This is a genomic window from Salipiger bermudensis, assembly GCF_020171625.1.
Taxonomy (GTDB): Bacteria; Pseudomonadota; Alphaproteobacteria; order Rhodobacterales; family Rhodobacteraceae; genus Salipiger; species Salipiger bermudensis_B.
Genome location: NZ_JAIUZY010000003.1, coordinates 63,882 through 83,032 on the forward strand (window position 1 = coordinate 63,882; position 19,151 = coordinate 83,032).

Annotated in this window: 14 protein-coding genes; 13 read left to right on the forward strand and 1 reads right to left on the reverse strand. The window is 69.9% G+C overall.

The features are described 5' to 3' along the window. Positions 1 to 64: 64 nt before the first annotated feature. Positions 65 to 1,486, forward strand: a complete 1,422-nt coding sequence (locus tag LCM15_RS03870) for a hypothetical protein (RefSeq protein WP_224853244.1) — start codon at positions 65 to 67, stop codon at positions 1,484 to 1,486. Positions 1,487 to 1,561: 75 nt separating this feature from the next. Continuing rightward, complete coding sequence (locus LCM15_RS03875) at positions 1,562 to 2,623, forward strand: dipeptidase (protein WP_224853246.1); 1,062 nt, start codon at positions 1,562 to 1,564, stop codon at positions 2,621 to 2,623. A gap of 253 nt (positions 2,624 to 2,876) precedes the next feature. Here the strand turns inward: LCM15_RS03875 and LCM15_RS03880 are convergent, their stop codons facing one another. Then, positions 2,877 to 3,902, reverse strand: a complete 1,026-nt coding sequence (locus tag LCM15_RS03880) for an LLM class flavin-dependent oxidoreductase (protein ID WP_224853248.1) — start codon at positions 3,900 to 3,902, stop codon at positions 2,877 to 2,879. A 180-nt stretch (positions 3,903 to 4,082) separates the two neighbouring features. Here LCM15_RS03880 and LCM15_RS03885 point away from each other — a divergent pair, with 180 nt between their 5' ends. The 11 genes from LCM15_RS03885 (at position 4,083) to LCM15_RS03935 (ending at position 19,043) form a co-directional block, all read left to right on the forward strand. Further along, positions 4,083 to 4,667: an ANTAR domain-containing response regulator gene (locus LCM15_RS03885; protein ID WP_224853250.1), complete on the forward strand. Its 585-nt coding sequence runs from the start codon at positions 4,083 to 4,085 to the stop codon at positions 4,665 to 4,667. Then, positions 4,664 to 5,839 (forward strand): ABC transporter substrate-binding protein, encoded by a 1,176-nt coding sequence (locus tag LCM15_RS03890; protein ID WP_224853252.1) that lies wholly within the window; start codon positions 4,664 to 4,666, stop codon positions 5,837 to 5,839. Before LCM15_RS03885 ends, LCM15_RS03890 begins: the two co-directional genes overlap by 4 nt. A gap of 282 nt (positions 5,840 to 6,121) precedes the next feature. Further along, positions 6,122 to 7,483, forward strand: coding sequence for a CmpA/NrtA family ABC transporter substrate-binding protein (locus LCM15_RS03895; protein WP_224853254.1), 1,362 nt, complete (start codon positions 6,122 to 6,124; stop codon positions 7,481 to 7,483). Between the two features lie 160 nt (positions 7,484 to 7,643). Further along, positions 7,644 to 8,726, forward strand: a complete 1,083-nt coding sequence (locus tag LCM15_RS03900; RefSeq protein WP_224853256.1) for an ABC transporter permease — start codon at positions 7,644 to 7,646, stop codon at positions 8,724 to 8,726. A 135-nt stretch (positions 8,727 to 8,861) separates the two neighbouring features. Next, positions 8,862 to 10,556 (forward strand): ABC transporter ATP-binding protein, encoded by a 1,695-nt coding sequence (locus LCM15_RS03905; protein WP_224853258.1) that lies wholly within the window; start codon positions 8,862 to 8,864, stop codon positions 10,554 to 10,556. Positions 10,557 to 10,561: 5 nt separating this feature from the next. Continuing rightward, complete coding sequence (nirB, locus tag LCM15_RS03910; RefSeq protein ID WP_224853260.1) at positions 10,562 to 12,997, forward strand: nitrite reductase large subunit NirB; 2,436 nt, start codon at positions 10,562 to 10,564, stop codon at positions 12,995 to 12,997. A 73-nt stretch (positions 12,998 to 13,070) separates the two neighbouring features. Continuing rightward, a complete protein-coding gene (gene nirD, locus LCM15_RS03915) occupies positions 13,071 to 13,403 on the forward strand; it encodes a nitrite reductase small subunit NirD (RefSeq protein WP_224853262.1) in 333 nt (110 codons plus the stop codon). Then, entirely contained in the window at positions 13,403 to 16,033 is a 2,631-nt protein-coding gene (locus LCM15_RS03920) for a nitrate reductase (RefSeq protein ID WP_224853264.1), read from the forward strand. Before nirD ends, LCM15_RS03920 begins: the two co-directional genes overlap by 1 nt. After that, positions 16,030 to 16,992 (forward strand): glycosyl transferase family protein, encoded by a 963-nt coding sequence (locus LCM15_RS03925; protein ID WP_224853266.1) that lies wholly within the window; start codon positions 16,030 to 16,032, stop codon positions 16,990 to 16,992. Before LCM15_RS03920 ends, LCM15_RS03925 begins: the two co-directional genes overlap by 4 nt. A gap of 49 nt (positions 16,993 to 17,041) precedes the next feature. Next, entirely contained in the window at positions 17,042 to 17,632 is a 591-nt protein-coding gene (locus tag LCM15_RS03930; protein ID WP_224853268.1) for an ImuA family protein, read from the forward strand. Beyond that, positions 17,547 to 19,043, forward strand: coding sequence for a Y-family DNA polymerase (locus tag LCM15_RS03935; protein WP_224853270.1), 1,497 nt, complete (start codon positions 17,547 to 17,549; stop codon positions 19,041 to 19,043). Before LCM15_RS03930 ends, LCM15_RS03935 begins: the two co-directional genes overlap by 86 nt. Positions 19,044 to 19,151 lie beyond the last annotated feature (108 nt).

Sequence of the window (19,151 nt, forward strand, 5' to 3'; positions counted from 1 at the left end):
GCGGCGCCACCCGCGGAGCGGATCGGTCTTCGGCGACTGCAGGAAAAAGGCCCAGACCCGCCTCATGCGACATTCCCCGGAGCAGGGCGCGGCCCCTGCTGTCCACCTTCTCGACCGCTGTACCGGTCTGCTGCTGATCCTGATCACCGGACTTGTGATCGTGCGCGAATGGCTTGGCACCACGGTGCAGGAGCCGCTTGTGGATCTGCTGGTGGTGGCGCTGGTCGCGGTGCTGTTCTTGCGGGTCCGGGTCAACCGCAAGGCCTTTGTCTACGTCGCGCTGGCACTGACCGCCGCGCTTGTCTGGCAGGGCGGCGACTGGCAGGGCACGGTGGCCAAGGCCTTTCATCAGGCCTCGTTCATCGCCGCGTTCTTCACCGCGCTCGCCACCCTGCGCAGCGCCGCCGAGCCCTCGGCCGCGATCCGCGCTAGCGGCACCTTCCTTGCCGAGCAGCCCCCCGGGCGGCGCTACCTTGCGCTGACCACCGGTGGCACGGCCTTTGCGCTGCTGCTGAACTACGGCGCCATCGCGCTGCTCGGCAGCCTCGCCACCGCCGCCGCGCAGGAAGAGCCCGACCCCGAGATCCGCAACCACCGCCGCCGCCGGATGCTGCTGGCGATCCAGCGCGGCTTCGTCACCTCGCTGCCGTGGTCACCGCTGTCCTTCGCCATCGCCATCTCGACGGCGCTGATCCCCGGCACGAGCTGGGAGACCGTGGTGCTGCCGGCGCTCGGGACCGCCCTGCTGATGACCGCGCTCGGCTGGGGTCTCGACACGATCTTCAAGCCGCGCCTGTCGCATCCGGCGCGCCGGCGCGCCAAGCCCCGCGGCACATGGGCGCTGATGCTGCCCCTCGTGGCGCTGCTGGTGATCCTCGTGACCAGCGTGCTGATCTTCGGCGCGCTCACCGGCATCCGTGTGATCGGGCTGGTGCTGCTGATCGTGCCGGTGATGGCGCTCGGCTGGACCGCGCTGCAGGCGCGCGGCGGCGGCGCGTCGCTGGGCGCACGGCTCAGGACCTACACCTTCCACGACATGCCGGGCTACCGCAGCGAGGTGCTGCTGCTGATGATGGCGGGCTATATCGGCACCGTCGGCGCGCCGCTGCTGGCGCCGATCGTCAAGGCGTCGGGCTTCCACCCCGAGGACCTGCCGCACTGGCTGGTGCTGGCGGGGCTGGTCTGGATCATCCCGCTGGCCGGACAGTTCGCGATGAACCCGATCCTCGCGGTGACCCTGATCGCGCCGCTATTGCCCAGCGCCGCGCAGCTCGGGGTCTCGCCTGCCGCGCTGGTCACCGCGATCACCGCCGGCTGGGCGCTTGGGGGCATCAGTTCGCCCTTCACCGCCACCACGCTTCTGGTCGGATCGTTCGGCAATGTCAGCGCGCGCACGGTGGGACTGCGCTGGAACGGCGGCTACATGCTGGTCTGCCTCGTGGCGCTGCCACTCTGGGTGCTGGCCTATGCCTACCTGATCGGCTGAGCGCGGCCCCGGCGCTTGCGCCCCGGCGGCAGACGGTGTCATCTCGGGCCGATCTCAGACCGGAGCCCTCCCCTCATGACCGACACCCCCGTCACGCCCCCGATCTTCGACGGCCACAACGACCTCGTGCTGCGCGTGCTGCGCGGCGCCGTCACCCCCGAGGGCGTGGCGGCGGGTCTGCCCGACGGGCATATCGACCTGCCGCGCGCGCAGGCGGGCGGGCTGGGCGGCGGCTTCTTCGCGGTCTTCGTGCCCTCCCCGCCGGTGCCCGGCACCTCGCCCGACGACATGAAACAGCCGAAATACGAGCTGCCGCTGCCGCTGATGCTGCCCGAGGCCGAGGGCCGCGACGTGACGCTCGAGGGCGTCGCCGCGCTCGAGGCGCTGGAGCGCGCCGGGGCCGTCACGCTCTGTCGCACGGCGGACGCGCTCGAAGAGGCGCTGTTCGGCCCGACCATGGCCGCCATCCTGCATATCGAGGGCGCCGAAGGCATTGATCCGGGGCTCGAGCAACTGCACGCGCTGCACGCGCGCGGGCTACGCTCGCTGGGGCCGGTCTGGTCGCGGCCGACGATCTTCGGCCACGGCGTGCCCTTCGCCTTCCCCTCCGGCCCCGACACCGGCCCCGGCCTCACCGATCACGGCAAGCGGCTGATCCGCGAATGCAACGCGCTGAGGATCATGGTCGATCTCAGCCACCTCAACGAGAAGGGTGTCGACGACGTGGCGGCGATCAGCGACGCGCCTCTGGTGGCCACCCATTCCAACGCCTGGGCGGTGACGCCGCACAGCCGCAACCTCACCGACCGGCAACTCGCGATGATCGCCGAGAGCGACGGCATGGTGGGGATCAACTTCGCCTCGGCCTTCCTGCGCAGCGACGGGCAGATGAAGGGCGACGTGCCGCTCGAGCAGATGATGCGCCATCTCGATCACCTGATCGGCATCCTCGGCGAAGACCGCGTGGGGTTCGGCTCGGATTTCGACGGCGCGGTGGTGCCCGACGAGATCGCAGACAGCGCCGGCCTCCCCGCCCTGCGCGCCGCGATGCGGGCGCACGGCGTGGACGACGCGCTGATGGAGAAGCTCTGCTGGCGCAACTGGATGCGCGTGCTGCGCAAGACCTGGGGCGCCTGAGCCGGGGCAGCGCCCGGGCGGAGTCGGACCGGGTCCCTCGTCTTTCGTCCTGCCGCAGCAGTAGCGCCACCTTGGTGCCCGACACCGCAAAACCTTTGGGCGCTTGAGCCGGGGCGACGTTCGGGCCGAGACGGCGCCGGCTCGGGACCTCAGCCCTGCCGAAGTAATAGCACCACCTTGGAGCCCCTCACCGCGAGACCTGAGCACCTGAGCCGGCGCAGCGCCCGGGCGGAGACCACCCGGACCCGCAACCTCAACCCTGCCGCAGCAGCGGCGCCACCTTGGTGCCCAGCACCTCGATCGCCTTCATCATGTCGGCGTGGTCGATCACCCCGATCCCCATCTGGATGGTGACCCGGTCAAAGCCCAGATCGCCGCGCAGGCCGAGGATCTTGTCGGCCACCTGATTGGGCGAGCCGACGAACATTGCGCCTTCGGGACCGCAGGAGGCATCGTACTGCGCCCGGCTCTGCGGGCCCCAGCCGCGCTCGCGGCCAAGCTGGTCCATCACCGCCTTCTGCGCCGGGTAGAACAGGTCGGCGGCCGCCTTGCCGTCCTCGCCCACGAAGCCGTGCACGTTGAGCGACACCCGCGCCTTGTCGGCATTGTCGGCCTGTTCGGCGGCGCGGCGGTAGAGATTCGCCAGCGGCTTGAAGCGGCGCGGCTCGCCGCCGATGATCGCCAGCGCCAGAGGCGTGCCCAGCGCGCCCGCCCGCACCATGCTCTGCGGCGTGCCGCCCGCGGCGATCCAGACCGGAAGCTGGCCGTTCACCGGGCGCGGATAGACCCCCAGACCCGACACCTTGGGCGTGTGCTTGGTGCCCGGCCAGTTGAGCTTTTCGCGTTCGTTGATCGCCAGCAGCATGGCGAGCTTTTCCTCGAACAGGTCGTTGTAATCGTCGAGGTCGTAGCCGAAGAGCGGGAAGCTCTCGATGAAGCTGCCCCGTCCCACCATCAGCTCGGCGCGCCCACCGGAGAGGTTGTCGAGCGTGGCAAATTGCTGGAACACCCGGATCGGATCGTCCGAGCTCAGCACCGAGACGGCCGAGCTCAGGCGGATACGCTCGGTCACTGAGGCGGCTGCGGCCAGCACGGTTGCGGGCGACGAAATGGCATAGTTCGGACGGTGATGCTCGCCCAGCCCGAAGATATCGAGCCCGACCTCGTCGGCCAGACGGATCTCCTCGACCAGCTCCCTGAGCCGCTGCTGCGCGTCGACGGTTTCACCGGTCACCGGGTTCTTGCCGACATCGCCGAAAGTGTAGAGTCCGAGTTCCATTGCGTGCTCCCTTGTGGTGTGCGGCAACATAGATCCTGCGCCCGGCACCGAAAGCCCCGGCCCTGCACAGGGCATGTGCAAGAAGCCACCGCCCAGAAAACGGGCAACACGCCTTTTGCGAAGGCATCGCCCCCGCAGGCCGGCTTTACTTCGCGCCATATCGCTGCTGTCTCTGAGGTCATGAGTGCCTCCCTCTCCATCGTCGTGGTCGAGCCGGACCGCGTCCGCGCCAGTCTCATCGTCGACAGCCTGCGGGATGCGGGCAGCTACGACATTCACGTCATCTCCGAACCCACCGGCCTTGCCCGCAAGATCCATGCGCTCAATCCCGACGTGGTGCTGATCGACGTGGAAAGCCCGTCGCGCGACACGCTCGAAGAGCTCGCATTGGCCTCCGGACCGCTCGACCGGCCGGTGGCGATGTTCGTCGACCGCGATGGCGAGGGGCTGACCGATACCGCCATCGAGGCCGGGGTCTCGGCCTACGTGGTCGACGGCATGAAGCCGCAGCGGGTGAAGCCGATCATGGATGCCGCCATCGCGCGCTTCCGGATGTTCCAGCGGATGCGCACCGAACTGGCCGAGACCAAGCGCGCGCTGGAAGAGCGCAAGATGATCGACCGCGCCAAGGGGATGCTGATGAAGGCCCGCGGCATCGACGAGGACGAGGCCTATGCGCTCCTGCGCAAGACCGCGATGGATCAGGGCAAGCGCGTGGCCGATGTGGCGGCGGCGCTGGTTACCGCGGCGGGGCTTCTGGGATGATCGCCGCGCCACTGTCCGTAGGCTTCCTGCCCCTGATCGATGCCGCACCGCTGATCGTGGCGCACGAGATGGGCTTCGCCGCCGAGGAGAGCCTCGCGCTCGATCTGCGCCGGGCGCCGTCGTGGTCGTCGGTGCGCGACATGCTGAGCTTCGGCCGCGTCGAGGCGGCGCATATGCTCGCGCCGGTGCCGGTTGCGGCGGCGCTGGGGCTGGGCGGCGCCGGCACGCCGCTGTCGGCGGTCTCGGTGCTGGGGGTGAACGGCACGGTCATCGGAGTGAGCAACGCGCTGGCCGCACGGCTGCGCGATCATGGCCACGACTTCGCCTTCAACGACGCCCGCGCCGCCGGCGAGGCGTTGATCGCCGTGGCCGTCCAGCCGCTGCGTCTTGGCGTGCCGTTCCCGTTCTCGATGCACGCGGAGCTGCTGTATTACTGGCTCTCGGCGCTGGGGCTGCCCGCGCCCCAGAGCGTCGAGATCCGCACCGTCCCGCCCTCGCTGATGGCCGACGCCATGCAGGCGGGTGAGATCGACGCCTTCTGCGTCGGCGAGCCATGGGGCTCGATCGCGGTGGAGAACGGCGTCGGCACGCTGTTGCTGCCCGGCCGGGCGATCTGGCGCTTTGCCCCCGAGAAGGTGCTGGCGGTGCGCAGCAACTGGGCCGAGGCCGAGCCGGACCTTCTGGGCCGGCTGATCCGCACGGTCTGGCGCGCCGGGCGCTGGCTCGCCGAGCCCGGCGCGCCGACGCTGGCCGCCGAACTGCTGAGCCGCAGGGAATATCTCGACCTGCCCGCCGAGATCCTCGACCGGGCGCTGAACGGGCGGCTGGTGATCTCCTCCCACGGCGGCGAGCGACATGTGCCGGGCTTCGTCGAGTTCCATCACGCCGCCGCCACCTTCCCGTGGCGCAGCCAGGCGGAGTGGATCGGCCAGCAGCTCGCCGCGCGCACCGGGCTCGACCGGCCCACCGCGGCGCGCGCCGCGCGGGCGGTGTTCTGCAGCGATCTCTACCGCGCGGCGCTGGCGCCGACCCGCGCCGCCCTGCCCGGCGCGTCGTCGAAGATCGAGGGCGCTCTGTCCGAGGAAACGGCGGTGGTCTCAACCTCGGGGCGGCTGTTCCTCGGGCCGGATTCGTTCTTCGATGGCCGCATTTTCGAGCCATCAGCGCAGTGACGCCGCCTTTTTATGCAGATGCAGCATCGGAAAATGGACCACCCGGTCGAACATGGCCCGGTGGTGACATTTTTCATTGATCGGCCTCGCCCCTCCCCGTCATAGAAGAGGCACGAGCAGCGCAATGGCGCGCCGCTCCCGACATTCATCCCAAGGTCTGGGATACCCGAGCAAAGCCGCTCGACTGCCGCGATCTCCTCCAGAGTCGCGATCAGTCGGCGGCTTTTTTGTTTTTCTCCCCCGGGTGTTTGTCCGGGCCTCTCAAAGGGACGGAACGGACGTATGAAGACCCTTCTTCTCGCACTGACCGCCACCACGGCGCTTTCCGCGCCCCTGCTGGCGAAGGATCTCGAAAAGGACGAGCTGACCTTCGGCTTCATCAAGCTGACCGACATGGCCCCGCTCGCCGTGGCCTACGAACAGGGCTATTTCCTCGACGAGGGCCTGTTCGTCACGCTCGAGGCGCAGGCCAACTGGAAGGTCCTGCTCGACGGGGTGATCGACGGCCAGCTCGACGGCGCGCATATGCTCGCCGGGCAGCCGCTCGCCGCCACCATCGGCTACGGCACCGAGGCGCATATCGTCACGCCCTTCTCGATGGATCTCAACGGCAACGGCATCACCGTCAGCACCGCCGTCTGGGACGAGATGAAGCCCAACATCCCGACCGATGCCGACGGCCTGCCGCAGCACCCGATCAGCGCCGCGGCCCTCGCCCCGGTTGTCGAGACGTACCGCGCCGAGGGCAAGCCCTTCAACATGGGCATGGTGTTCCCGGTCTCGACCCACAATTACGAGCTGCGCTACTGGCTCGCCGCCGGCGGGCTCGAGCCCGGCTACTACTCGCCCGACAACGTCACCGGCCAGATCGGCGCCGACGTGCTGCTCTCGGTGACCCCGCCGCCGCAGATGCCCGCCACCCTCGAGGCCGGCACGATCTATGGCTACTGCGTCGGCGAGCCATGGAACCAGGCGGCGGTATTCAAGGGCATCGGCGTGCCGGTGATCACCGATTACGAGCTCTGGAAGAACAACCCCGAGAAGGTGTTCGGCCTCACCGCCGAATTCGCCGAGGAGAACCCCAACACCACCAAGGCTGTCGTCAAGGCGCTGATCCGCGCCGCCATGTGGCTCGACGAGAACGACAACGCCAACCGTATGGAGGCGGTCGAGATGCTGTCTAAGCCGGAATACGTGGGCGCCGATGCCGAGGTGATCGCCAACTCGATGACCGGCACCTTCGAGTACGAAAAGGGTGACGTGCGCGAGGTGCCCGATTTCAACGTCTTCTTCCGCTACAATGCCACCTACCCGTTCTACTCCGACGCGGTCTGGTACCTGACTCAGATGCGCCGCTGGGGCCAGATCGCCGAGGCCAAGCCCGATAGCTGGTACGATGAGGTCGCGAAGTCGGTCTACAAGCCCGGGATCTATCTCGAGGCCGCGCGGGCGCTGGTCGACGAGGGGCTGGCCCGCGAGGCCGACTTCCCGTGGGACAGCGACGGCTACAAGGAGGCGACCCCCGCCGCCGATATCATCGACGGCATTCCCTATGACGGCCGCACCCCCAACGCCTATCTCGAGAGCCTGCCGATCGGCCTGAAAGGCGAGCAGACCGTCGTGGGCAACGAGATCCAGGGCTGATGTCGCTTCGGGGAGGTGACCGCCGGGCGCACCCCGAGACGACGCCGCCCCCTTCCGAGACAACTCCGAGACAGACCGCGGGACGGTGGGTGGGGCGATGCGCCCCGGGCGCGAGCGCCGCCCACCGCCCCGATCCATCCAACCGCCGAGGACACCTCAGATGACAACCGTCGATCCTGACTACGCCCGTGAGGCCGAGCGCGACGCCCGCCGGGCGCGCCTGTTCACCCGCATCAACAAGGCCGACGCCTGGTTCCGCGTTCTGGGCCTGTCGTGGATCACCCCAGTCCTGAAAGCCGCCGCAGGCGACAACCCCAAGGCCCAGATGAAGGACATCTGGCTGCTGCTCGGCGTGCCGCTTCTGGCCATCGCGGGCTTCCTGCTGCTCTGGGGCACGCTGGCGCCGAGGGTCGAGACCTCGCTCGGCGCGGTCCCCGGCCCGGCGCAGGTCTGGCACGAGGCGGTGCTCCTGCACGAGGATGCGCAGGCCAAGGCCGCGAAACGCGACAAGTTCGAGACCATGGTGGCGGCGCGCAACGAAAAGCTCATCGCCGCCGGCAAGGCCGACCAGGTCAAGGACATCGCCTATACCGGCGCGCCGAGCTATTACGAACAGATCTGGACCTCGATCAAGACGGTGTTCTTCGGCTTCCTGATCGGCTCCTGCGTGGCGATCCCGCTGGGCATCCTCGCCGGCCTCTCGCCCTATGCCAACTCCGCCATCAACCCGCTGGTGCAGATCTTCAAGCCGGTCTCGCCGCTGGCATGGCTGCCGATCGTGACGATGATCATCTCCGCCGCCGTCGCCACCAATGACGGGCTGTTCTCCAAGTCCTTCCTGATCTCGGCGATCACCGTGACGCTGTGCTCGCTCTGGCCGACGCTGATCAACACCGCGCTCGGCGTTGCCTCGATCGACCGGGATCTGGTCGCCGTCTCCAAGGTGCTCAAGATGAACACCCGCACCAAGATCACCAAGCTGGTGCTGCCCAGCGCCCTGCCGCTCATCTTCACCGGTCTGCGCCTGTCGCTCGGGGTTGGCTGGATGGTCCTGATCGCCGCCGAGATGCTGGCCCAGAACCCCGGCCTCGGCAAGTTCGTCTGGGACGAGTTCCAGAACGGCTCCTCCTCATCGCTGGCCAAGATCATGGTCGCGGTGTTCACCATCGGCATCATCGGCTTCCTGCTCGATCGCGTGATGTACGCGCTGCAATCCCTCTTCACCTTCTCGAACACCCGCTGAGCCGGGTTCGTGGGGAGGCCCCAGCGCTCAAGTAGCGACGCGATAGCGCGACGCATCAAGCGCTCAAGCAGCGAAGCGATAGCGCAAGCAAACCAGCGCTCATGTAGCAAAGCGATGGCGCAAAAGGATACCTCAATGAGCATTCTCAAGTTCGAAAACGTCTCGAAGAGCTTCGGCGAAGGCACCCGCAGAACCGACGTCCTCAAGGACATCGATCTCGAGGTCAGGGAGGGCGAGTTCCTCGTGCTTCTGGGCTTCTCCGGCAGCGGCAAGACCACGCTGATCAACCTGATGGCCGGGCTCGAGACCCCCACGAAGGGCCGCGTCACCTTCAAGGGCGCCGAGATCGACGGCCCCGGCCCCGAGCGCGGCGTGATCTTCCAGAGCTATGCGCTGATGCCGTGGCTCACGGTGAACGGCAACGTGCAGCTCGCGCTCGACAGCGTCTTCCCGAAGATGCCCAGCGCCGAGAAGGCGGCCACCGTCGCCAAATACGTCAGCATGGTCGGCCTCTCCCACGCCGCCACCCGCCGCCCGGCAGAGCTTTCGGGCGGGATGCGCCAGCGCGTCAACGTGGCCCGCGCGCTCGCCATGAACCCGGAGGTTCTGCTGCTCGACGAGCCGCTCTCGGCGCTCGATGCGCTGACCCGCGCCAATCTGGCCGACGAGATCGAGCAGATCTGGGAGCAGGACAAGAAGACCTGCGTGCTGATCACCAACGTCGTCGACGAGGCCATCCTGCTGGCCGACCGCATCATCGCGCTCAACCCCGACGGCACGCTCGGCACCGAGTTCCCGGTGCGCCTCCCGCGCCCCCGCGACCGCGGCGAGATGAACCATGACGAGACCTTCAAGCGCCTGCGCGCCGAGGTCACCACCTACCTGATGGACGTGGGCATCGAGGCCAAGACCGAGGGCAGCCGCAACCTGCCCGACGTGACGCCGATCCACGGGCTCGCACCGGATGTCCCGGCAGCGGTCGCCAAGGCGCAGGACGGCATGATCGAGGAGCGCTTCCTCGACTTCTCGCAGCTGCACAAGGTCTATCCCACCCCCAAGGGGCCGCTGACGGTGGTCGAGGACTTCAACCTCAAGGTCAACAGGGGCGAGTTCATCTCGCTGATCGGCCATTCGGGCTGCGGCAAGTCCACCGTGCTGACCATGGCCGCGGGCCTCAACAGCATCTCGAAGGGCGGCATCCGTCTCGATGGGCGCCATGTCGAGGGCGCCGATCCCGAGCGCGCCGTGGTGTTCCAGTCGCCCAACCTCTTCCCGTGGCTCACCGCGCGGGAGAACTGCGCCATCGGGGTCGACAAGGTCTATCCCAGGGCCTCCCGGGCCGAGCGGCAGGAGGTGGTGGAGTATTATCTCGAACGCGTCGGGCTGGCCGATGCCATGGATCGCGGCGCCGCCGAGATGTCGAACGGCATGAAGCAGCGCGTCGGCATCGCCCGCGCCTTTGCCCTCTCGCCGAAGCTGCTGCTGCTCGACGAGCCCTTCGGGATGCTCGACAGCCTGACCCGCTGGGAGCTGCAGGAGGTGCTGATGGAGGTCTGGTCGCGCACCAAGGTGACCGCGATCTGCGTCACCCACGATGTCGACGAGGCGATCCTGCTGGCCGACCGCGTGGTGATGATGACCAACGGCCCGCAGGCCACCATCGGCAAGATCGTTGATGTCGACCTGCCGCGCCCGCGAACCCGCAAGGCGCTGCTCGAACACCCCGATTACTACCTCTACCGCGAGCAGGTGCTGACCTTCCTCGAAGAGTACGAGCACGGCTCCAAGCCCAGACCCCAACCGGCCGCCAAGGCCATCGCAGCGGAGTGACCAAGATGGCGAAGAAACTCATCGTGATCGGTGCCGGCATGGCCTCGGGCCGGTTGCTCGAACACCTGCTCGAGGCCGATCCCGGCGCCTATGACATCACGCTCTTCAACGCCGAGCCGCGCGGCAACTACAACCGCATCATGCTCTCGCCGGTGCTCTCGGGCGAGAAGAGCTTTGCCGAGATCGTCACCCATGACGACGACTGGTACGGCACAAACAGGGTGACCTGCCGGTTCGGCGAGAGGGTCATGAGCGTCGACACCGCGCGCAAGGTCGTGGTCGGCGAGAAGGGCGAGGTGGCCTATGACAAGCTGGTCTTCGGCACCGGCTCCTCGGCCTTCATCATCCCCTGCCCCGGCCATGACCTGCCCGGCGTGGTGGCCTTCCGCGATCTCGAAGACACCACCGCGATGACCGAGGCCGCCGCCAGGCCGGGCGCGAAGGCGGTGGTGATCGGCGGCGGCCTGCTCGGGCTCGAGGCGGCGGCGGCGCTGCGGCTGCGCGGCATGGAGGTCACCGTGCTGCACATCGCCTCCCACCTGATGGAGCGCCAGCTCGATCCGGCGGCGGGGTACCTCCTGAAGAAGGATCTGGAAAAGCGCGGCATCACCGTGATGCTCGAGGCCTCGACGCAGGAGATCAAGGGCGACGGCCGGGTCGAGAGCGTCCTGCTGGCCGACGGCACCGAGCTGCCCTGCGACATCGTCTGCATGGCGGTGGGCATCCGCCCGGCGGTGAAGCTGGCGCAGGACAGCGGCATCGCCTGCGGCCGCGCCATCAAGGTCGACGCGCAGATGCGCACCGAGACGCCGGATGTCTTTGCCGTGGGCGAATGCGTCGAGTTCGAGGGCGCCCTCTTCGGCCTCGTCGCGCCGCTCTACGATCAGGCCAAGGTGCTGGCGAAGACCCTGCTCGGGCAGGAAGAGACCTTCGCCATGCGCGAGCTGTCGACCAAGCTCAAGGTCACCGGCTGCGACCTGTTCTCGGCGGGCGATTTCGCCGACGGCCCGGGCCGCGAGGACATCGTCTACCGCGATCCCGCCCGTGGCATCTACAAGCGGCTCGTGATCGAGGCGGACAGGCTCATTGGCGCGGTGATGTATGGCGACACCGCCGACGGCAACTGGTTCTTCGGCCTGATCAAGGACGGCACCGACATCTCGGAGATGCGCGAGACGCTGATCTTCGGGCCGTCGTATCAGGGAGGCGCCTCCGCGGACCCTCTGTCAGCCGTTGCAGCATTGCCGCCTGAGGCGGAGATCTGCGGCTGCAACGGCGTATGCAAGGGCGATATCGTGGCCGCCATCGCGGGCGGCGCCACCGATCTCGGGGCCATCAAGGCCACCACCAAGGCCAGTGCCTCCTGCGGCACCTGCACCGGGCTGGTCGAGCAGGTGCTCTCGGTCACGCTGGGCGACGACTTCGTGCTGCCCACGGCGCAGCCGGTCTGCGGCTGCACCGAGCTCACGCATGAAGACGTGCGCCGGCTGATCAAGGCGCAGGCGCTGAAATCGCAGGAGGCGGTGTGGCAGGAGCTGGGCTGGAAAACCCGAAACGGCTGCCATGTCTGCCGCCCGGCGGTGAACTTCTACCTGCTGGCGGACTGGCCGCTCGACTACACCGACGACCCGCAGAGCCGCTTCGTCAACGAGCGCAACCACGCCAACATCCAGAAGGACGGCACCTATAGCGTGATGCCGCGCATGTGGGGCGGCATGACCACGCCGCAGGAGCTCATCGCCATCGCGCAGGCGGCGGAGAAATACGGCGCCACCGTCAAGGTCACCGGTGGCCAGCGCATCGATCTGCTGGGCGTCAGGAAAGAGGACCTGCCGGCGATCTGGCACGATCTCAACGAGGCAGGCATGGTCTCGGGCCACGCCTACACCAAGGGTCTGCGCACGGTGAAGACCTGCGTCGGCTCCGACTGGTGCCGCTTCGGCACGCAGGACAGCACCGGGCTCGGCATCAAGCTGGAGAAGAAGCTCTGGGGGTCGTGGACGCCGCACAAGGTCAAGCTCGGCGTCTCGGGCTGTCCGCGCAACTGCGCCGAGGCGACCTGCAAGGATGTCGGCATCATCTGCGTCGACAGCGGCTACCAGATCGGCGTCGCCGGTGCCGCCGGCATGGACGTGAAGGAGACCGAGCGCCTTGTCGACGTGCCGACAGAGAATGAGGCCATCGAGTGGACCACCGCCTTCGTGCAGCTCTACCGCGAGCACGCGAGGTATCTCGACCGGCCCTACAAATGGGTCGCCAAGGTCGGGCTCGACTGGGTCAAGGAGGTGCTCTCGGACGACGCCGAGCGCCGGGCACTGGTCGCGCGGTTCGACGTCTCGCAAAGCGTCTACCAGACCGATCCGTGGGCCGAGCGGGCCGAGCCGGAGGCGGCGCGCCGTTTCCAGCCGCTTGCCGACCTTACCCTCAGGGCGGCGGAATGAGCGCCGCGCCTCGCCAGACCTGCCGCCCCGGCCTTCGGGGCGGCTTCCCCATCTCGCAAGCGGAGACAGGCCAATGAGCTGGATCGACATCGGACATATCGACGACGTGCCGCTGCGCGGCGCCCGGCTGGTCAGGACGGAGGTCGGTTGCGTGGCGATCTTCCGCACCGACGCCGCCGAGGTCTTTGCCGCCTCCAACACCTGCCCGCACAAGCGCGGACCGTTGTCAGAGGGCATCGTTCACGGGCAGAAAGTGACCTGCCCGCTGCACAACTGGGTGTTCGATCTCAACACCGGCGAGGCGCAGGGCGCCGACGAGGGCCGCATCGACACCTACCCGGTGCGGCTCGAGGGCGGGCGCATCCTGCTCGACGGCACGGCGGTCTCGCGACGGAGCGCGGCGTGATGCGAGACGCCAGCGGTTCCGAGGTCCGTTCGACCTGCCCCTATTGCGGCGTCGGCTGCGGCGTCCGGCTGAGGGCCGACGGGGATGGCGGGCTGACCGTGCGGGGCGACCCGGATCACCCCGCGAATTTCGGCAAGCTCTGCTCGAAGGGCTCGGCCCTTGGCGAGACCGTGGGGCTCGAGGGCCGTCTGCTCGCCCCTCGCATCCACGGCCGCGAGACCGGCTGGGACGCGGCGCTCGATCTCGTCGCCCGGCGCTTTTCCGAGACCATCGCGCAGCACGGGCCGGAGAGCGTCGGGTTCTACGTCTCCGGCCAGTTGCTGACCGAGGACTACTACGTCGCCAACAAACTGATGAAGGGTTATATCGGGGCCGCCAATATCGACACCAACTCGCGGCTCTGCATGGCCTCGTCCGTGGCCGGCCACCGCCGCGCCTTCGGCAGCGATACCGTGCCCGGCACCTACGAGGATCTCGAGGCGGCCGACCTGATCGTGCTGGTGGGCTCGAACCTCGCATGGTGCCACCCGGTGCTCCACCAACGCATCCTCGCGGCGCGGAAGGCGCGCGGCACAAGGATCGTGGTCATCGACCCGCGCCGCACCGCGTCCTGCGACGGGGCCGACATGCATCTCGCGCTCCGGGCCGGCACCGATGCGGCGCTGTTCAACGGGCTGCTCTGCGCCATCCACGAGGCCGGCGCGCTCGACAAGGAATTCCTTCAGAGCGTCACCGGCCTTGATGCGGCGCTGAGCGCCGCCCGGCGCGACCAAGACACCGTGACCGGGCTGTCGCGGGCGCAGCTTGACGCGTTCTACAGGCTTTGGATCGGAACACGAAAGGTCGTCACCGTCTATTCGCAGGGGGTGAACCAGTCCACCTCGGGCAGCGACAAGGTCAACGCCATCCTCAACTGTCATCTCGCCACGGGCCGCATCGGCACCCCCGGCTCTGGGCCGTTCTCGATCACCGGGCAGCCCAACGCCATGGGCGGGCGCGAGGTCGGCGGGCTGGCCAACATGCTGGCCTGCCACCTCGATATCGAGAACGCAGACCACCGCGCCGCGGTGCGCGCGTTCTGGGGCAGCCCGCGCATGGCCCACGCGCCGGGGCTCAAGGCGGTGGACCTGTTCCGCGCCGCAGGCGACGGCCGCATCAAGGCGCTGTGGATCATCCACACCAACCCCGCCGTCACCATGCCCGAGGCCGACGCGGTCACCAAGGCGATCTCCGAGTGCGACTTCGTCGTGGTCTCGGACATCACCGCCGCCACCGACACCGCGCGCCTCGCCCATGTGCTGCTGCCCGCCGCGGCCTGGGCCGAGAAGGACGGCACGGTGACCAATTCGGACCGCACCATCAGCCGCCAGCGCGCCGCCCTGCCGGCGCCGGGACAGGCCCGGCCCGACTGGGAGATCCTTGCCGAGGTCGGGCGCCGCATGGGCTGGCACGAGGCGTTCGACTATACCGGACCGGCCGAGATCTTCCGCGAACACGCCGCCCTTTCGGGCCTCGCCGGCAGGCTCGGGCGCGCGTTCGACATCTCCGCCAAGGCCGCGCTCAGCGACAGCGCATACAGCGCGATGGCGCCCTTCCGCTGGCCCGCCAGCGCCAGCCGCAGCGGTGGCCGCTTCTTCGCCGACGGGCGCTTCCATCACCCCGACGGCAAGGCACGGATGCTGCCGATCCGCTATCGCGCCCCGGCCTCCACGCGCTGCGCCGCGTTTCCCTTCCGGCTCAATACCGGGCGTATCCGCGACCAGTGGCACACCATGACCCGCACCGCGCGCGCGCCGCGGCTGGCCGCCCATCTCGCCGAGCCCTTCCTCGAGATCCACCCCGAGGATGCGCGCCGCCTCGGCATCGCCCCCGCCGATCTGGTGCGGCTCGAGAACCGGCAGGGCAAGGCGATCCTGCGGGCGCGGATCACCGACGCGGTGGCGCCGGGCGATGTCTTCGCGCCGATGCACTGGACCGGCGAGACCGCGCCGTCGGCCCGGATCGACGCGCTGGTCGCGGCCCACACCGATCCGGTCTCGGGCCAGCCCGAGAGCAAGGCCAGCACCACGGCGGTGGCACGGTTCGACGCGGCATGGTACGGCTACGCCGTGTCCGCCACCGAGATCATCCCCAACGCCGCGTACTGGGCCCGCGCCCGCACCCGTGCCGGCTGGCGCGCCGAGCTGGCCGCCTCCGCCCGGCCCGCGGACTGGGAGGCCGAGGCGCGCGCGCTCTTCGGCCTGCCCGATGCGCCCTGCCAGACGGTGATCGACGCCCGCTGCGGCGTCGCGCGGGTGGCCTTTCACCACGGCGACCGGCTGATCGCGGCGCTTTTTGCCGGCCCCGAGCCGGTGGCGCTCCGGCGCGACTTCCTCGCCACCCTGCCCGGCACCGAGGCCCCCGACGCGCTCACCGGCCAGCCCTCCGCCGAGCAACCCGATCCCGGCCCGCTGGTCTGCGCGTGCTTCAATGTCGGGCTGAACACCATCGTCGAGGCCATCGAGACGCGGGGCCTTCTCAGCGTCGAGCAGATCGGCGCGGCGCTGGAGGCGGGCAGCAATTGCGGCTCCTGCCGGCCCGAACTGGCCGCGATCCTCGCCGCGGCGCAAGCCCGGGTGGCCGCGGAATGACCTTTGGCGCCCATGTCCGCACGCTGGGGCGCGGCCCCGGCCGGTCGCGCTCGCTGAGCCGCGAGGAAGCGGTCGATGCGATGCGGCTCATGCTCTCGGGCGAGGCCGACCCGCACGCCATCGGCGCGCTCCTGATGCTGATGCGGATGAAGGGCGAGACCGCCGACGAGATCGCGGGCTTCGCGCAGGCGGCGCAGGACAGCCTGCCCGCCCTGCCGCGCCCGGCGCTCGACTGGCCCTCCTATGCCGCGGGGCGCACCCGCGGCCTGCCGTGGTTCCTGCTCTCGGCCCGGCTGGTGGCCGATGCCGGCCACCCGGTCCTGATGCATGGCTGGAACGGCGCCGACGCGGCGGTGCGCTCCGGCCTCTCCGCCGCCGGCATCCCGGTGGCAGACGACCCCGGCGAGGCCGCTGTCCTGATAGAGCGCCACGGCATCGCCTACCTGCCGCTCGAGCAGCTCTCTGCGCCGCTCTTCCGCCTGCTGCGCCTGCGCGACGTGCTGCACCTGCGCTCCTGCGTGAACACCGTCTGTCGGATGCTCAACCCGGCGCGGGCCACGGCCTCTGTGCAGGGCGTGTTCCACCCGCCCTATCGCCTGCTGCAGGCCGATGCGGGCGCCATCCTCGGGCTCGACGCGCTCACCGTGATCAAGGGCGGCGGCGGCGAGTTCGAGCGCCACCCGGCCAAGGCGATCGCCGGCTTCGGCCTGCGCGCGGGCGCCGCGTGGGAGACGAGCTTTCCCGCCCTCCTGCCCGAGGCCACCCGCCGCCTCGACGATGGCGAGAGCGATCCGGCGCTGCTGTCGCAGCTCTGGTCCGGCCAGCGCGACGATCCCTTCGCCGAGGCGGTGGTGCTGGGCACCGCCGCGCTGGCGCTCGACACGCTGGGTCAGGAGGCGCCCCTCGAGGCGGCCCGTGAGCTCTGGCAGGCGCGCCGCGCCACGCGACCGGCGCTCTGAGGCGCGGCGGGTCTTGGCCCGCCCCGCCCCGAGCCTGTATCCTGATCCCATGCCCGCGAATCTGTTCGACAGCTTCCCCCTGCGCCCCGCCCGCGTCCACGAGGTCTGCGGCCCCGGCGCCAGCAGCTTCGCCGCGATCCTCGCGGCGCAGGGGTCTGGCCCGGTGCTCTGGGTGCGCCCGGCCTGGAGCGCCGAGATGCTGACCCCGCAGGGCCTGTCGCGATTCTTCGATCCCGCCCGGCTGCTGATCGCCGAGGCGCCCTCGCCCACCGATGCGCTGGCGGTCACCGAGGAGGCGCTGCGCGACGGCGCGGTGCCGCTGGTGGTGACCGAGATCACCAAGCCGCTCGACCTGCGCCAGGGCCGCCGGCTGCAGCTCGCCGCCAAGACCGGCGACAGCACCGGACTGTGCCTGATCCCCGAGGGCATGGGCAGCAACGCCGCCGAGACCCGCTGGCGCGCCGCCCCCCGCCTCGCTTCCGCCGAGGAGGCGGACTCGACAGCGCTGCGCTGGGAAATTATAAAGAACAAATCAGGAACACTGGGAACCTGGGATGTTCTTTGGACAGACACGGCGCATCGTCTCCATGTGGTTTCCCCGGTTGCCGAGCGACCGGGTTCTGCGCGCGCGTCCGGTTGAGGCGCCCTTCGCGCTGGTGCAGACGCAGGCCAATGCCGAGCGGCTGTTCTGCCTGAACCCGCGGGCCGAGGCCGAGGGGCTGCATGGCGGCATGGCGCTGGCGGATGCGCGGGTCTACTGCCCGGCGCTGCTCACCGCGCCGGCCGAACCGGGGCGCGACGGGCGGTTTCTCGCGGCGCTGCGGCGCTGGGCCACACGCTACTGCCCCTGGGTCGGGATCGACGGCGCCGACGGGCTGGTGCTCGATGTCACCGGCGCCACCCATCTGCATGGTGGCGAGGCGATGATGCTGGCCGACATGCGCGCCCGCGCTGCCCGCGCCGGGCTGGCGCTGCGGCTCGGGCTGGCCGACAGCCGCGGCGGCGCCTGGGCGCTGGCGCGCTTCGGCGAGGGCGTGGCGCCGGCGGGCGATCCGCTGGCCGCGCTCGGGCCGCTGCCGGTGGCGGCGCTGCGGCTCGAGCCCGCGGTGGTGACGGCGCTGCAGCGGCTGGGGCTGCGCACGATCGGCGATCTCGCCGCCAGCCCGCGCCCGCCGCTGACCCGGCGCTTCGGCCCCGCCCTGCTGGCCCGGCTCGACCAGGCGCTGGGCGCGCTGCCCGAGCCGGTCACCCCCGCCGCCGAGCCGCCGCATTACGGCATCCGCCTGAGCCTGCCCGAGCCCATCGGCCTCACCGAGGACGTGATGGCCGGCACCGAGCGCCTGCTCGAGCGGCTCTGCGCGCAGCTTCTGGCCCGCGAGGCCGGCGCGCGAGTGCTCGAGCTGAGCCTGCGCCGGGTCGATGGCGGCCAGTCCCGGGTCGAGCTGCGGCTGGCCAGCCCGATGCGCGAGGCGGGCCGCATCCTGCCGCTGTTCCGCCGCGGCGTGGAGACCGCCGAGGCCGGCTTCGGCATCGACCAGCTCCGGCTCGAGGCGGTGGTGGTCGAGGATCTGCCGGTGCAGCAGCTGGGCGGGCCGGTGACGGCCCACGGCGCCCCCGCCCATGGCCCGGCGCTCGACGATCTGGTGACCCGCATCGGCAGCCGCATCGGGCTCGAGAACATCCGCCGCCTCTTGCCCGCCGACAGCCACATCCCCGAGCGCGCCTTCCTCGTCGCCCCCGCCGCCTTCTCGCCCCCCGCCACCGGCGGCTGGCCGGCGCCGCGGCCGCGCCCGCTGCGGCTGTTCCCGCCCGAGCCCATCGCCGCCCACGGCCCCCGCCCGCCGCGCCGCTTCCGCTGGCGCGCGCTGCAGCTTGCCACCGCCCGCGCCACCGGCCCCGAGCGCATCGCGCCGGAATGGTGGCTGCCCGACGACGCCTGGCGCCACGGCACCCGCGACTACTGGCAGATCGAAACCGACGCGGGCCGCCGCCTGTGGCTATTCCACACCCCGCAGGCCCCGGGCTGGTTCGTGCACGGAGAGTTCCCGTGACCACCGCCCCGGCCCCAACGGACCTCGGGGGCCTCCGCCCTGCACGAGTGGAGACTGCGCTCGCCCTTGTCATCCCCTCCAAACGCCCCGCTCTTCTCTACGTCCCAA